Genomic DNA, 15,361 nt, shown 5'->3' on the forward strand with positions numbered 1-15,361 from the left:
GATCGTCATGGGGGCATGCCCCCATGACGATCACGCACAGTCCTCAAACTGGGGAATTTTCAACCAGCACATTTGGGGAGATTACAACCAGCACTCACACCTCGCGCATATCCGCCGTGCGAGGCCGTCCGCCCCGTTTCGCCGGAGACACGAACGGCATAATCAAAGCCCACTCGGCATCCGTCATATCCGATGGATATCGCAATCCCTCCCGGCTATGTTCGTGTCGGGCAATACCAGTCCATGCCACCATTCACTCCATCTCTTCGCAAAGACGGATGAATCACAACATGCTGGTATTGTTCAAAAACTTTCGGATCAGGCTCTTAGACAGAATCAGAACATCACAGATGAAATCCCCGATATGATCCTTCACAAGATCCATCAGAAGAGGAATGACATGAACTGCAATTGGAACTACGCCGATTTTAATTGTACCAGCCAGCTTCTGATGAGATAGGGAGACGACATTCTGGATTTCTAAAACTCCTCGCAGAATTTCATGTCCCCATCTGAGGATCTGGACACCTTTCGGCGTCAGGCCAAACACTTTCCTCTTCCGGTCGACAATAACAACGCCAAGCTCTTCCTTCATGACACGTATGGCACGTGAAAGGGATGGCTGCGATACGTTGCATGCAGCCGCCGCCTGCGAGAAGCTCTTGAATTTTTCTATCTCCCGAAGATAGTACAGCTGCTTGAGAAACATGTCATACCCCGCGAATACATACTCGCTGGCGACCGGCGCGCGCGATCATTTCCCTATGGATGTGATAATTTTCTTCATGTTCCGGAACGAACAGGATAATGGAAGCTTTTTATTTGTTCAGGATGTGGGATACAATCCCGTAAGACGCCTGCCGCCGCAGAACAGCGTCTGCTCGTCCTGTCGCGCAATGGCAATTAGGGTCTGGTTCATCTTTTCAGCGGTACGGAAGGCGCGATACGTCGGGGCGGAAATCGCGACCACGACGGCAATACCGGCCCGCACTGTCTTGAGCGCCATCTCAAACGAATACCGGCTTGTCAGCAGACAGAAACCCTCGTGGAAAACGTCGGGGTGGCTCGCACGCACACCAATCAGTTTATCAAGCGCATTATGTCGGCCCACGTCCTCCCGGATCATGTGAATATTGCCGTTATTATTCGCCCATGCAGCGGCGTGGACCATCCGTGTCGCCGCGTTCAGCGTCTGCCACTTCCGCAGTTCATGCAATGCATTGCGTATTGCTGTTACCGATAGGGATGGCCCCTCCCCCAACGGGGCTGCTGCTACAGCGTCATATTCCGGTACAGTCTCACTGCCGCATATGCCACAACTCGAATGCCCTGTCTGCATGCGGACATTACGGCGCATGAGTCGCGTCAGCGCCCTGCCCTTTATAAAAATATCAAGGGTCAGACCGTCTTCGGCTGCTACAATGTTCACCGAACGAATATCTGCGACTGAACCGACGATCTGTTCGGTTATACAGTATCCATGGGCGAAGTCCTCCAGATCTGCAGGCGTCATCATCATTGTGCCATACGGAAAGATCCCGTTGAACAGGAGGCTGACCGGTACTTCTTCTGCCACGTTCAGGCTGAAGTTCTCATTCGGACAGGACAGGGCACTGACATCTAGCGAGTAAAAAAGAGTGGACATTACGGCAGCCTCGAACTCAGGTGGGCACGGTTCAGTAGTCAGAGGGTGTGGCACGGCACCCATCCGACCTCACCGCTCGCATAATGCTCCTTTTTCCAGATCGGAACGCGCTGCTTGATTTCATCAATGATGTAACGGCAGGCACTAAAAGCCGCATCGCGATGGGCAGCGGAGACACCAATCCATACTGCCGTTTCACCGACCGGCAGGTACCCAGTCCGATGCATGGCGGTTGCACGGCAGATGGCAAAACGCTGTTTCACCTCCTGCACGATGGCCTGCCCTTCCGTCAGCGCCAGTGGGACGAACGCATTGTAATCGATGCCGGACACGGTCTGACCTTCGTTTGTCTCCCTGACCCATCCCTCAAAAGAACAGAATCCGCCTGCTTCAGGAACCATCAGCGCCCTGCGCAGGGCGCTGATGTCAACCGGCGCATCCGCCATGATGAAGTCGCTCATCCGCCTGTCACCGGTGGTATGAAGACAACATGATCACCTTCGCCCAGAGGCTGCTCCCACGGGGCGAAGGCAGCGTTGATCGCAACACGCATGCAGGCGGGCGCCAGCGCAAAGCCGTATGCAGCACGGAGTTCATCATACAGTGCGGCGGCCGTCGGGGCCGATGTGTGCCGTCTTTCGTGTGCCCGTCCGACTTCATCCTGAAGCTGGGCGAAATACTGTAACTCTATGTTGGGCATTTTACTTCCTGATCAGAACATCCAAGGCGTTTCAACACCCGGTCACGTTCATCAGGTGCATTGACGTTTTCCAGCGCACCTGTTTTTTTTACTTCGAGGAGACGAACCGTTGAATGGGTGAGCATCTGGCGTGGCCGGATCTTCTGCCTTGCCGCCTGCCTGTACAGGGCGGCCAGTGTCGCGGGCTCCCATATCGTACACAGTGGCTCGGGCAATCCGTCGCTCTCACTCAGATAGGCCGTGGCGGCCAGATCCGCGTCGCGTCCCTGAACAAGGGTTGCAAGCGTCATATCATCCAGCATCGGCAGGTCGCAGGCGACAACAAGCCATGCCACATCCGGATAAGCCATATGAGCCGACAGCACGCCGACCATTGGCCCGCCGTCAAGCATGTCCTTGGTCTCCTGCCCGTCCATGATACAGGGATAGGACGCCCGAAGCGGATCATGGCCCTGATCAGACCGTATCGAGATAAAACAGCGCCCAACATGCCGCTCAAGCTGGTCAAAAACACGGGCAAGCTGCGGGCGGCCAGCATAGGACAGGGCCGCCTTGTCCTGCCCCATGCGGCGACTTTCACCACCGGCCAGGACCAGCCCATACAGTAATGCCGTCATGACCTGCTGGCCGGAGAAGATTGGGATGCGCATAAAAAATCCATGTCATCCCCCGATATAATGCATTTCGATTTTTTCCTGCCGGGATGCCTTTTCCCCGCTGACCAAGAATGCCGGCTGACGCGTGCGTTCCTCGCTGTAGCGATCCGTCCGGTGGCGCCAGATCCGCGACAGGGCTGCCCGCAACTGTCTGTCAGCTTCCGCGTCACTGGCGCGCCCGCGCAGGAGCGTGCGCAGATCCGTGCCGGTCGTAGCGAAAAGACAGGTATAAAGCTTGCCGTCAGAAGACAGCCGCGCCCGCGCGCATGCACCACAGAATGGCGCGCTAACGGACGAGACAAACCCGATCTCCCCTGCCCCGTCCACATAGCGGTAACGCCGGGCCACCTCACCGTGATAGCGGGGCGGCAGCGCTTCAAGGGGCCAGCGTGCTGCAATGCGGGCGCGCAGTTCGCCTGAGGGCACGACATCGGCACGCTCCCACCCGTTACGATTGCCCACGTCCATGTATTCGATAAGCCGGACCGTTACACCCGTATTGCGAAAGCGTGCCAGAATATCCGGCACGCCCGCATCATTCACGCCCCGCTGAACCACGGTGTTGATCTTGACGCCGCCTTCAAAGCCTGCGGTACATGCGGCATCGACGCCCTCCAGCACGGCAGGGAGATCACCCCTGCCGCCGCTCATATGGGCGAACACGGTAGGATCAAGACTGTCGAGGCTGACCGTCACGCGCCGCAGCCCCGCCTGGCGCAAGGCTGGAGCGAAGCGCGGCAGCAGCACGCCATTGGTTGTCAGCGCCACATCGTCAATGCCCGGCAGGGCGCTTAGGCGCTGCACAAGATCAGGCAGACCGGGCCGCAGGAGGGGTTCCCCGCCGGTCAGCCGTATCTTGGTCACACCCAGTTCGGCGGCAAGCCGCGCGATCCGTTCGATCTCGTCAAAATCCAGCCGTTCCTTCGGGCCAAGAAACCGGAAGCCCTCGTGATAGGTCGCTTCGGGCATGCAGTAGGGACACCGGAAATTACACCGGTCCATGACCGAAATACGCAGGTCACGCAGCGGGCGGCCAAGCTGGTCGACAGGCGGCACGGCGCGGGCCGCGCGGCTGTTCTGATCGTCATCCATGGCCGCCTGCCCTGTCAGCCCGCAATCCGGATGGGCGGTGCGGATGCAACACTTTCCACAACCTTGACCGGAATGGATTTCGCTGCGGGCGTTCCACTGATCTCGTCAAAATAGTTCAGCGGCAGCAACGGGTTCAGTTCCGGGTAGTATCCGGCAATGGCACCGCGCGGCATGGGGTAGTCGAGCACGTTCAGGCCATCGACATAGCGCCTGACCCCGTCGTCGCTATAGGTTTCCAGCCCGATCACATCACCATTCGCCAGACCGCGTTCTGCCATGTCCTCTTTATTCATGAAGATGACGAGGCGGGTGTTGTACACGCCGCGGTAACGGTCACTGTTGCTGTAGATGGTCGTATTGTACTGATCGTGCGAACGGATGGTGGCCAGACGCAGCATGGCCGGGTCCTTGACCGGCACATCGACTTCCAGCCCCGGCAGCACGAGGAAATTCGCCTTGCCATTAGGCGTCTTCCACACGCGGCGACGGGGTGGAATGTCGAGGTGGAAGCCATGCGGGTTCTTGATCCTTTCGGAAAAATCCGCATAGATTTCAGGATAGACGTCGGCAATCCTGTCCCGGATCAGCGTGTAGTCGACCATATAATCCGCCCACGGCGTGCGGGAGTTGGGCAGCGTTGCCATAGCCATGCGGCACACGATCTCGGTCTCTGGCAGTACGTGTTCGCTCACGGGTTCGAATACGCCACGCGATGCCGTGACATTCGCCATCGCATCCTCAATGGTCACGAACTGCTCGCCTGCCTGCGTGCGGATGATTTCCGAGCGGGCGACAACCGGCAGGATGAGCGCGTCCCTGCCATGCACCAGATGCCCCCGGTTCAGTTTTGTCGCCACGCCCACCGTCAGGTTGAGGTTGCGCATGGCGGCGTAGGAGCGGTCCGTATCGGGCACGGCGCGGATGAAATTGCCCCCCATGCCAAAAAATACCTTGGCGGTGCCCGCTTCCATCGCCTCGACCGCTTCCAGCACGTGGTGCCCATGCTCGCGCGGTGGTTCAAAGCCGAAGACATCCCGCACGCGGTCCAGATAGGCCTGGGTCGGTTTTTCATCAATGCCCACCGTGCGGTCGCCCTGCACGTTGGAATGGCCACGGATCGGCGCGATACCGGCGCCGGGCTTGCCAAAATTGCCGCGCAGCAGCAGCAGGCTGGCCACCTGCTGGATCAGGCGCGATCCTTCCTGATGCTGCGTAAGCCCCATGCCATAACAGATGATCGTGGCATTGGATTTCATGTAAATATCCGCGATCTTGCGGATCTGCTCCTCGGTTATGCCCGAGATGCGGGTGATGTCCGCCCAGCTACAACCCATGACATCATCACGCAGGGCTTCGATGCCTGCGGTGTGTTCGTGGATGAAGTCAAGGTCCAGCACGTTCTCGCCGCGCGCCTCGGCCTCAAAAAGCGCCTTCATCATGCCCTTGAAGATGGCAAGATCGCCACCGATGCGCACATGCACGAATTCACTGGAAATCGGGGTCGAGCCGAACGTGCCCATCTGCAAGATGTCCTGCGGCTCGGTAAAGCGGATCAGCGCCCGCTCGGGCATCGGGTTGATCAGCACGATCGGTACGCCGCGCTTGCGGGCTTCCACCAGGTTGGTCATCATGCGCGGCGAATTGGTGCCGGTATTCTGGCCCACCACGAAGATTGCTTCGGCATGCTCGAAATCGCCCATGACGATCGTGCCCTTGCCAATGCCGATGGCAGGCGGCAGGCCACGGCTGGTTGGCTCGTGGCACATGTTCGAGCAGTCGGGGAAATTGTTGGTGCCGAACTCACGCACGAAGATTGAATACAGGAACGCGGTCTCGTTCGCCGTGCGGCCGGATGTGTAGAACTCGGCCTGGTGCGGACTGTCGAGGGCACGCAGGTGCTGGCCGATCAGGGCAAAGGCGTCATCCCATGCCACGGGCACGTAGCGATCACTTTCGGCATCGTAGCGCATCGGCTCGGTCAGGCGGCCCTGCATTTCCAGCCAGTAATCGCTTTTCTGCATCAGTTCGGTGACGGTGTATTTTTCAAAGAATTCCCGCGTTACACGTCCCTTTGTGGCTTCATGCGCCAGCGCCTTGGCCCCGTTTTCGCAAAATTCCAGCGTCTTGCGATGATCGGGGTCGGGAAATGCGCAGCTGGGGCATTTGAAACCGCCCGGTTGGTTCATGGACAAGAGCCCGCGCGATCCCTTGACCAGCACGCTCTGCTCCATCAGCACTTTCGCGGTGGCCCCGGCCGCCCCCCACCCACCTGCCGGATGATGATAGGGTTTGTATTCAGGCGTTTTTTCGTTGCTCATGCTCTTGACCCTCTCGGCTTCATTCAGTTGGGCAGGCGTGTGTGGGCACCCGCATCATGTAGCACCCCGGCATGGTGTTGCAGCAGGCCGAATTCCCGCATGGCGGGCACGAAGTTTTCATTTTCATGCTTTGAGCGGGCCAGCTTGACCAGCGCAAATCGCTGGAGCGGCTGCAGGGCGGCCCATTGCGCAGGCGTTGGGGGCGCTATGCCATCAGCCTGCGCCTGGGTCCTGACCGCATCGGGCATGTGGTCCGCATCGCGCCAGGCTTCCAGCCCACGGGTTGCAAGCTGGCGCAGCGGTTCGTCGCTGCGGGTTGCGATCAGGTGGGCGACCAGTATGCGGTAGGCGGCCTGTTCGGGCGCGGTCTCGCACGGCAGGTCGGCAAGCTGACCCCTTTCCTCGCGTGTAAAGCGGCTCCACTGGCGCAGGCTTAGTTTGATGCCGACAATATCAAGCTTCTGGCGCGCGATCATTGGAATGCACCGCAGGGAGCCTGCGAAGTCACGTTCAAAGTCAAAAAGCATTGGACCAGATCCCTTATCGGAAGGCGGGGAATATCAGGCGGCCCTGCCGCCCGTCTTATTTGGGAACGATCAGGTGCAGCAGGGATGCCGCCCCGAAAAACACGCCGGTGCTCAACGACCAGATCACAACAAACCATGCAATCCGTGCCCCGGCGCGTGGTGGCGCGTTATCGCCGTTCCCCTGGACAATATCAGTGATACCCATCGGTTTCCGTCACCTTTCCGCGAAAGACATGGTAGGAATAGATCGTGTAGGTCAGGATGATCGGTAGCAGGATGGCGGTGCCGATTAGCTGGAAGAACTGGCTCGATGGCGGGGAGGACACATCCCACAGCGTCAGGCCCGGCGGCACGGCATAGGGCCATACCGTAATCCCCAGCCCGGACAGGCACAGGAAGAACCAGCCCAGCGCGCACAGGAACGGCCCCTTCGTGTGCCCCCTGCGCAGCCCCATCACAAACAGGGCACCCAGCACCACCACAAGCACCGGCACGGGGGCGACGAACGCGATGTTCGGCCAGTCGGTCCAGCGGCGCAGGTAGGGGGCATGCAGCAGCGGTGTCCACAGGCTGACCGCCACGATGCCGATGAACAGGCCCAGGGCCAGCCGGGCAGCCCAGCGGCGGCATGATGCTTCCAGCACGCCAGTGGTGCGCCAGATCAGCCACGTTGCCCCCAGCAGGGCGTAACCGCACATGACGGACAGGCCACACAGGATGCTGAACGGGGTCAGCCAATCGAGCGGGCCACCGGCAAAGGCGCCATCCACAACCCTGATCCCCTGCACCACCCCGCCCAGGATCGCGCCCTGGCAGAAGGCGGCGATGGCGGAGCCAGCCATGAAGCCAGCATTCCACATCCCTTCCCGTCCCGTGCTGCGTGTCATGACCCGGAACTCAAACGCCACGCCGCGAAAGATCAGGGCCAGCAGCATCAGCACGATCGGCAGGTAGAAGGCGGGCAGCAGGGTGGCGTAGGCACCGGGAAAGACGCCGTACAGCACCGCCCCGCCCAGTACCATCCACGTCTCGTTGCCATCCCAGACGGGGGCGATGGTGTTGACCATCACATCCCGACGCTCCGGGTGGCGTTCAAGCGCGAACAGCATGCCGATGCCAAGGTCAAAGCCGTCAAGCACCACATAGATCGAAATGGCAGCCACCAGAATGACGGCCCACACGATGGGCAGCCAGTATGCGAAGTCCATCATGCCTCAGGCTCCTTTGCCAGCAGAGGGGTCAATCACGCCTGGATGCATGCTGGTGGCCAGAATCCCGGATGCGTGAGATGGCGGGGTATCGTGCTCACCCTCCTGCGGCGCACGGCCCAGCATGCGCACCAGAATGCCCATCCCGGACCCGAACACGAGCACATAGACCACCACGAACGCCGTCATTGAAAACGCCAGGGAAGACAGGGCAACGGGCGATACGCTGTCAGACGTGCGCAGCAGGCCATAGACCGTCCATGGCTGGCGCCCCACTTCGGTCGTGATCCAGCCACACAACAGGGCCAGGAAGCCCGCAGGTGCCATGCAGAGTGCGACACGGTGGAAGAGCGGATTGGTAAACAGGGTGCTGTTGCGCCGCAACCACAGCGACCACAGCCCCACCAGCATCATCAGCATGCCAAGGGCCACCATGATGCGGAAGGAGAAGAAAATGACCGGTGAAGGCGGCCGCTGGTCACGCGGAAAGTCCTTCATGCCCGGCACCTTGCCGTTCAGGCGGTGCGTCAGGATCAGCGATCCGGCCAGCGGCAGTTTGACAGCATAATCCGTATGCTCAGTCTTCATGTTGGGAATGCCGAACAGCAGTTCGGGCGCATGATCTTCCGAGACCCAGTCCCCTTCCATCGCAGCAATCTTGGCGGGCTGGTATTTGAGCGTGTTCAGGCCATGCGCGTCGCCAGCAAGGATCTGGAGGGGGGCTACGATCGCCGCCATCCACATGGCCATGGAGAACATGACCCGCACCGGCTCGCTGGAGATCTTTCCGGCCTTGCGGGCCCTGAGCATATGCCACGCCCCCGTGGCCCCCACGATGAAGGCAACCGACAGGAACGCCGCCAGACCCATATGCACCAGGCGGAACGGAAAGGACGGGTTGAAGATAATGGCCAGCCAGTCAGCGGGCATGAAGCGCCCGGTGGTCGGGTCAATGGTGTAACCACGCGGGGTCTGCATCCATGAATTGGAGGACAGGATCCATGTCATGGAAATCAGGGTGCCGACCGATACGCAGCATGTGGCTGCAAAATGCAGTTTGCGCCCCACCTTGTTCATGCCGAACAGCATGACGCCGAGGAAGCCTGCCTCGAGGAAAAAGGCGGTCATGACCTCATAGGACAGCAGCACGCCGGTAATCGGCCCGGCTTTTTTGGAAAAGATCGACCAGTTGGTGCCAAACTCATACGACATGACCAGTCCCGAGACGACGCCCATGCCAAAGACAATGGAGAATACCTTGATCCAGTACCGGTACAGGTCAAGGAATACGGATCGTCCGGTCCTGAGCCACAGCCCCTCCAGAACAGCCAGATAAGCCGCCAGCCCGATTGAAAAGGCCGGAAAAATGATATGGACGCCTACGGTAAAGGCGAACTGAAAGCGCGCCAGAAGGAGTGCTGGATCATGTGCGTACTGCATCGATACTTTCCAAAACTTATGACGAGAGAAAGAAATACAAATAAGTTCTCGGCATATCGGTTCCGTGCAATGAACTGGCCTGAAAGGCCGCTGCATGCCCCGGTGTCCCAGAAAACGTAGTAGATCAATCAGACGCATGGCGTCCAAGAGGGATTATACATAAGATCATAAACAGCGTTTATAAGCGTATTATTTATAGGATATGTGTAGTTATGCAGAAATATAGACAATCGAAAATATGAATAACCGATCATAAGATATTAGCGCGGATCTCCCGGTTTTAGGCACATAAAGGCGTCATCGGTTGCTCCGGTTATCCATTCTGAATATGATGCAAATGAAGCAGAGTTTTCCTGTGGACCTGTTATGTCTGCATTCCTGATCATACGGAATTGAATGGAAATGCGAGACGCATGGCCGGAAAAGATGCTGGCGTGATGGCCGTAACGTATTGCGATGTGAGGCTAATCCTGGAGTTCCCTTAAGAGATGGTGGCTGGTTTTGTGTGCTTTAAACTCTCAGGGCACGTCGGAAGACAAATATCAGTCATCTGCATGATCCCGCCTGGAACCTGCCAATCAACCGCACAGCGTAGGCTCCGTGCACGACGCAACAAACGACTAGGGTTCTTTATTTGGAAATGAACCAACGCCAGCAATACGTTCGTGTCAGTATCTCTATTATTACCTCGAGCATGCCCGAGCATAGCGATATCGCCATGCGAGACGGTATCATATTGGATTAACGCGAACCGGGCAGAGCGTGGCAGGACATTTCCCGGATAGTAATATCACTACTGAACATACGTGGAATCTGGCTGGATCTTTGCCATTTCTGCACGGGCAAAATCCTGCACCTGAAGATAGCTCGAATTGTCACCAACAAAAGCACAGTGACAGACGTGAGTATCATAAAACACGTAAGCCGGAGTCCCGTTCAGCATCATCATCTGCAATGTATTGGGTTCGATAGACTTGGACCACGACTGCGCATGAAATTCGTCGGATGAAAGACGCTTGAAATGATTTTGTACCAAGCGTCGATCATAGGCCTGATCGACATCCGCAGGCCATGTGCAGCCGGCCAGCAACACAACCAGACTCAATATCCCGAAGGCTTTCATATCCGTTTTCATTTTCATACGACCCGACCAGTCAAGCAGATGTCTTAAGATCTGGCGCCGCAATCTCAATATTCTCCCTGTCTCAGCGATGCCAATCGTGTTGCCAACTCCGATTACACCAGGTGCTCATAGAGAGGACACTGCAGCGGAGATGACGGACGGGAGAGCGCAACAGCGTTGACCTGAGACCCTCCCGCTGAAGAAGTCAGAAAGATGCGCAATAGAATATGTGACTTCCTTGCGCATTCCAGGCCTCAGGCGAACCGGATATCCAGCGTGCGGAGATACGTCTGCAGGCCGGCGTCCTGTATTGGAATCAATCGGGCCTCAGCACCGGATTCATTGAAGTGCGCGTGCCAGTAGCCCGGCGGGGTCACAAAAACGCATCCTGATTCCCAGTCTACCCGCGTGGGGTCCTTGATCTGGCCGTTTTCGTCGAGCTCGGTGCCAACCAGGGAATAGCAGCCCGGCTCACACTCGACGATATAATCCAAAGCAATCGACTGATGGCGGTGCGGCTTCTGTTCGGTACCCGCACCAATCGTCCCATACATCGCCCAAAGGGTATGCGTAACAGTCCGCGTCAATGGAAACTCTTCGGCGGCGAGCAGAACGCTGATACGGCTCCGCTCCGCAGCCGCTGGTGAGCGCCTCACCCGGTCAAGTTCTCGGTTCGCATCCGCGGACCGAAACAGAACCGGGCGGAACCGGGCCGTATCAACGCGCGCACCAAGATAGGTCAGCAGCGGCGCATCGTGTACTGCATAAAGCGCAGCGTCAGACGAGGCTGTGAGCATGACGCCGTCAATCGCGGGAACAGCGAAGAAGTCGCCATGGCTCCACTCGAACGCAACATCACCGTTGACGGCGCGCCCCTGGCCACGGATGACATAGAACACGATCGATGTCGCATTCGGCTCCATTTCGATCGTATCGCCTGCGTTGATGCGGACAAAACTTGCCAGCAGGCCGGGGCCTGTTGCCGGGCCCGGACACTTCAAAGCTGTGCTCAGATCAAGGGGAACGATCCGACTTTCTCCGCCCGCATACAGCGATGGAGAAAAGAAGTGGTAGGGAACACGCGGCGTCAAGGTCGGCCGGATCGGATTGGCGGCCTTGCTATATTCATAGAACTGTCCCTGGGCGACGGTATCACGCGCGTCGGTCCCGGGATCAATCACCAGACTATCCATTTTTGCTCTCCATTCTGTCGCGGAGCCAGATAAGGGCACGCGATGCTCTGGATAACCGGCCTGGCATTGCTCCCGCTACCTAAGGCGCGGCAAATGACTTTTGCCAAAATTGACATGGTGGCGACGCGCCATCCGTCCTACCGGAGAGTCAGTGAACTTCCACGCTATGCGATCTCGCCTACCGACCCCTCCAATCCGGAATCCAGAGGTCGATGCGAGCCTACATGTCAGTGAGGTTCGTCTATGAACGACAGGAGAATCAAGTGAATCAGTCTGCGCAGTCAACTGTTTCGCGGAGCCAGACGGACGTGCCCCGGACCGGCTCTCCACGCCCGCGCGTCGGCCTTGTGGGATTGGGCCATATGGGTTCCGCGTTTGCCCAGAATCTGGTGAGTTGCGGCTACCAGACGGTTGTTTTCGATCGCAATGCAACCAAACGGGACGCATGCGCAGGTGCACAACCGGTTGACTCCCTTGCCGGACTGTCTCAGTGCGACATTATCTTCTCTTCGTTGCCTAACGACGCTGCTCTCTCTTCTGTGACCGAAGGCCATTCCGGCCTGATCACCGTCATGAAGAAAGGGGCTGTTCACGTCTCGACGAGCACGGTCAGTCCCACGATCGCAAGGCATCTGGCGGGCCTGCATCAAAGTAGTGGTCAGGGTTACGTTGCCTCTCCCGTGCTTGGCAATCCTGACCTCGCGAAGGCGCGGAAAGTGTTCTTCATGGGCGCAGGTCCTGCCGATCACGTCGCCTCGGCAGTTCCTATCATACTAAACCTGGGTCAGCATATCTTCCTGATGGGGGATGACCCTGGTCATGCCAACCTGATGAAATTGGCTGCAAACGTGATGATTGCAACTACTTTGGAAAGCATGGGAGAAACCCTGGCACTTCTCCGCAAGGGCGGCATTTCCGCTGAACTCGGTTTCGACGTTCTGACGAACTCACTTTTTGATTCGAAAGTCCATAAGGCCTATGGCGGAAAAATCCTGCACGAACGCTACCGTCCCGCCGGAATGGTCGTACCGCTGGCGCTCAAGGATATGCGCCTCGCCTTAACCGAGGCCGAACGCGCCACAACCCCCATGCCTTTTGCAAGCCTCGTGCGAGACCGCATGGTCGCCATGATGGCACGAGGTTGGGAAACGCTCGATTGGTCAGCCCTGGGGCTCCTTGCGTCCCGGGACGCCGGATTGCCTTCAGATCCCGGACTTTCTGACCTCTTCTAGTTACAGACGGCCAACTTCCAGCCGTAACTTGCCCGAAAGGAAATAATTTGATGCCTACTCAAAACCAGAATGATCCGCTGAGCAGCCCGGCCCGTCGCTCCATCCTCGCGCTTGGAGGCGGCGTCGCGGCAGTCGGACTGGCCGCATCTACACTCAGTACAGCTTCAGCATCCGAACGCCCGGTCTCGGAACCGGTCAGCGGGCCCTACCCTGTCCCGCCGCCTGAAAAAACGGCAGGGCCGATAAAACCCGCTCGCGGCACAAACCTGACCGGTAAAGTTGCCGTCGTTACAGGCGCAGCTCGCGGTATAGGCCGCGCCATTGCAGTTGAGTTCGCAGCCAATGGCGCAGACGTCATCGCACTGGATATCGCGGGGCCAGTGAGCCCGACAGCCGATGCTGCCCCCGCAACAAAAACCGAACTGGAGGAAACGGTATCGCAGATTCGCGCTTATGGGCGCCGTGGCGAGGCGATCGTTGCCGACATTCGTAAGATCAAGCAACTCCGCGCGGCGGCCGACCATATTGAACGGACCTACGGAAAAATCGACTGCGTTGTCGCGAATGCGGCTATCCAGGGGTGGAAACCCCTGCTTGAAATGGCTGACAACGACTGGGAGGATCAAATCCAGAACAACCTTACCGGTACGGCCAATACCGTGCGTGCGTTCGCACCAAAAATGGTGGCACGGAAATATGGACGACTGATTCTTCTTTCTTCCATGCAAGGCCGGATGGGCACGATGAGCGGTGCATCCTACTCGGCGTCTAAGTGGGGTATCCTTGGCCTGATGAAGTCGGCGGCACTGGAGCTTGGGCGTTACAATATAACATGCAATGCTATTCTTCCGGGCCTGGTTGGAACTGCGCTCACTTATAACGAACAAAGATTCCGGGCCGCGATAGCGCAGTCAAATAAGGCAGTTTCGGCGTATCCTACCGCTCAGGAAACATGGGACGCCCGTGCGCCGACCGTTCCCCTTGGCGTAGGCTGGCTCCAGCCTGAAGATATCTCGCCTACGGCCGTATTTTTGGCATCGGACGCAGCCGCACTTGTGACCGGCGCAGAAATGGCAGTTACCGGGGGAGATGCTGCAAAAGTAAGCTAGTGCTGACCGGCTGGGCGGTTCCAAGTATATAGGTGCCGCCTAGTAATACCCGTCTCATCCGAGAGAGTCCTTAAGTTGGCACGCCATGAAATTTATGAAACTTTTTACTTTTGACGCAACAACTTTCTTGGGGGGATAAACTGCCCAGATAGCCCGTTCCGCTCCCGGAGCTAGAACCCACTCGAATTGCTCGAGAACCCGTACAAGTCTTCCTGCCTTGATGTCTTCCCCAATCAGCCAGCTTGGCAAAAGTGCCAGACCAATCTCGCTCAATGTCGCTTCAAGAAGAGCCTCGGAATCGTTTGCTTTCAGGATCCCGCTCACGGAAAGCTTTTCAAACGGAGCGTCTGGCCGGATACCAGGCCTGAAATACCATGCATTTCCCGTCTGGACGGTGAAAAAGAGGCAGCTATGATCGGTCAGGTTCTCAGGGCAGACAGGCAAGCCTGCGTGTTTTATATAGCCTGGAGCACCGACAAGAATTCGTGACTGACCGGCCAGCCGCTTTGCAACCAGGGTAGAATCAGGAAGCGCGCCAATACGGATCGCAACATCAGTCCCGCTTTCTATTAGATCAACCGTGGTATCTGTTAATGTTACGTCAACGCGGATTTCCGGGAACGATGTCAAAAAGGCTGACATATGTGGCATCACATGCCGTCGGCCGAAAGCGGTAGGGACATTTATGCGTAATGTGCCTCGCGGCGAAGAATTGTGTAAGGTTACTTCTTCGCGGGCATTATCCAGATCGGCAAGAATACGACTGGCCCGCTCCTGCATCAACGTACCGGCTTCGGTCAGATGGAGACCACGTGTCGTACGATTGAATAACGCGACGTCGAGGTCCGCCTCCAGCCGGGAAATATGGCGTGATACCGTGGATACCTCCATGCCCTGTTCAGCAGCGACCCCCGAGAAGCTCCCTATCTGGGCAGACCGAAGGAAGACGCGCAACGCAGTAAAATAGTCCACAACCTGCTTCCTCAAGATATAATAGATTTTTTCATATCGACGTCTCAGAGCCCGATCCGAAAGTTTTTCAAGCTTGACAATGCCTTGCTGTCCGTCGTGTGAGCATGCGGATCGAGGCGATCAATGTCCATGCGGTTGAGGACGCA

16 protein-coding genes and 1 pseudogene are annotated in these 15,361 nt (G+C 57.7%); 2 read left to right on the forward strand and 15 right to left on the reverse strand.

What is annotated here, in order from left to right; genetic code table 11:
- Positions 1-97: 97 nt before the first annotated feature.
- The 14 genes and pseudogenes from CFR80_RS13575 to CFR80_RS13640 all read right to left on the reverse strand — a co-directional run.
- Positions 98-253 (reverse strand): annotated as a pseudogene (locus tag CFR80_RS13575) (IS5/IS1182 family transposase); the annotation flags it as partial.
- Positions 254-283: 30 nt separating this feature from the next.
- Positions 284-709: a LysR family transcriptional regulator gene (locus tag CFR80_RS13580; RefSeq protein ID WP_010516129.1), complete on the reverse strand. Its 426-nt coding sequence runs from the start codon at positions 707-709 to the stop codon at positions 284-286.
- Positions 710-826: 117 nt separating this feature from the next.
- Positions 827-1,645, reverse strand: coding sequence for a formate dehydrogenase accessory sulfurtransferase FdhD (fdhD, locus tag CFR80_RS13585; protein WP_019091902.1), 819 nt, complete (start codon positions 1,643-1,645; stop codon positions 827-829).
- 38 nt (positions 1,646-1,683) lie between these two features.
- On the reverse strand, positions 1,684-2,106 hold the full coding sequence (locus CFR80_RS13590) for a molybdenum cofactor biosynthesis protein MoaE (RefSeq protein WP_010516127.1): 423 nt from the start codon (positions 2,104-2,106) through the stop codon (positions 1,684-1,686).
- Entirely contained in the window at positions 2,103-2,345 is a 243-nt protein-coding gene (locus tag CFR80_RS13595; RefSeq protein ID WP_010516126.1) for a MoaD/ThiS family protein, read from the reverse strand. The genes CFR80_RS13590 and CFR80_RS13595 overlap by 4 nt, the downstream gene beginning before the upstream one ends.
- Complete coding sequence (locus CFR80_RS13600; RefSeq protein ID WP_010516125.1) at positions 2,333-2,995, reverse strand: NTP transferase domain-containing protein; 663 nt, start codon at positions 2,993-2,995, stop codon at positions 2,333-2,335. The genes CFR80_RS13595 and CFR80_RS13600 overlap by 13 nt, the downstream gene beginning before the upstream one ends.
- Positions 2,996-3,007: 12 nt before the next feature.
- Complete coding sequence (gene moaA, locus CFR80_RS13605; protein ID WP_010516124.1) at positions 3,008-4,093, reverse strand: GTP 3',8-cyclase MoaA; 1,086 nt, start codon at positions 4,091-4,093, stop codon at positions 3,008-3,010.
- 14 nt (positions 4,094-4,107) lie between these two features.
- Positions 4,108-6,411, reverse strand: coding sequence for an FdhF/YdeP family oxidoreductase (locus tag CFR80_RS13610; RefSeq protein WP_010516123.1), 2,304 nt, complete (start codon positions 6,409-6,411; stop codon positions 4,108-4,110).
- 23 nt (positions 6,412-6,434) lie between these two features.
- Positions 6,435-6,938: a nitrate reductase associated protein gene (locus CFR80_RS13615; RefSeq protein ID WP_010516122.1), complete on the reverse strand. Its 504-nt coding sequence runs from the start codon at positions 6,936-6,938 to the stop codon at positions 6,435-6,437.
- A 55-nt stretch (positions 6,939-6,993) separates the two neighbouring features.
- On the reverse strand, positions 6,994-7,143 hold the full coding sequence (locus tag CFR80_RS13620) for a hypothetical protein (protein ID WP_010516121.1): 150 nt from the start codon (positions 7,141-7,143) through the stop codon (positions 6,994-6,996).
- Entirely contained in the window at positions 7,130-8,149 is a 1,020-nt protein-coding gene (gene cydB / locus CFR80_RS13625; RefSeq protein ID WP_110507529.1) for a cytochrome d ubiquinol oxidase subunit II, read from the reverse strand. The genes CFR80_RS13620 and cydB overlap by 14 nt, the downstream gene beginning before the upstream one ends.
- Before the next feature lie 3 nt (positions 8,150-8,152).
- A complete protein-coding gene (locus CFR80_RS13630) occupies positions 8,153-9,586 on the reverse strand; it encodes a cytochrome ubiquinol oxidase subunit I (RefSeq protein ID WP_010516119.1) in 1,434 nt (477 codons plus the stop codon).
- 793 nt (positions 9,587-10,379) lie between these two features.
- Positions 10,380-10,772, reverse strand: a complete 393-nt coding sequence (locus tag CFR80_RS13635; protein ID WP_232272526.1) for a hypothetical protein — start codon at positions 10,770-10,772, stop codon at positions 10,380-10,382.
- A 191-nt stretch (positions 10,773-10,963) separates the two neighbouring features.
- Positions 10,964-11,902 carry a cupin domain-containing protein gene (locus CFR80_RS13640; protein WP_010516117.1) on the reverse strand — a complete coding sequence of 313 codons (939 nt, stop codon included), beginning with the start codon at positions 11,900-11,902 and terminating at the stop codon, positions 10,964-10,966.
- Positions 11,903-12,126: 224 nt separating this feature from the next.
- Between CFR80_RS13640 and CFR80_RS13645 the strand changes: the two genes are divergently transcribed.
- Together CFR80_RS13645 and CFR80_RS13650 are read left to right on the forward strand one after the other, a co-directional pair.
- Positions 12,127-13,134 (forward strand): NAD(P)-dependent oxidoreductase, encoded by a 1,008-nt coding sequence (locus tag CFR80_RS13645; RefSeq protein ID WP_258367811.1) that lies wholly within the window; start codon positions 12,127-12,129, stop codon positions 13,132-13,134.
- A 50-nt stretch (positions 13,135-13,184) separates the two neighbouring features.
- Complete coding sequence (locus CFR80_RS13650; protein ID WP_010516115.1) at positions 13,185-14,243, forward strand: SDR family NAD(P)-dependent oxidoreductase; 1,059 nt, start codon at positions 13,185-13,187, stop codon at positions 14,241-14,243.
- A gap of 54 nt (positions 14,244-14,297) precedes the next feature.
- On the opposite strand, the gene CFR80_RS13655 is transcribed toward CFR80_RS13650, so the two are convergent.
- Entirely contained in the window at positions 14,298-15,230 is a 933-nt protein-coding gene (locus CFR80_RS13655; protein ID WP_110507530.1) for a LysR family transcriptional regulator, read from the reverse strand.
- Positions 15,231-15,361 lie beyond the last annotated feature (131 nt).

The sequence above is a fragment of the Komagataeibacter oboediens genome, assembly GCF_003207815.1.
Classification (GTDB): Bacteria; Pseudomonadota; Alphaproteobacteria; order Acetobacterales; family Acetobacteraceae; genus Komagataeibacter; species Komagataeibacter oboediens.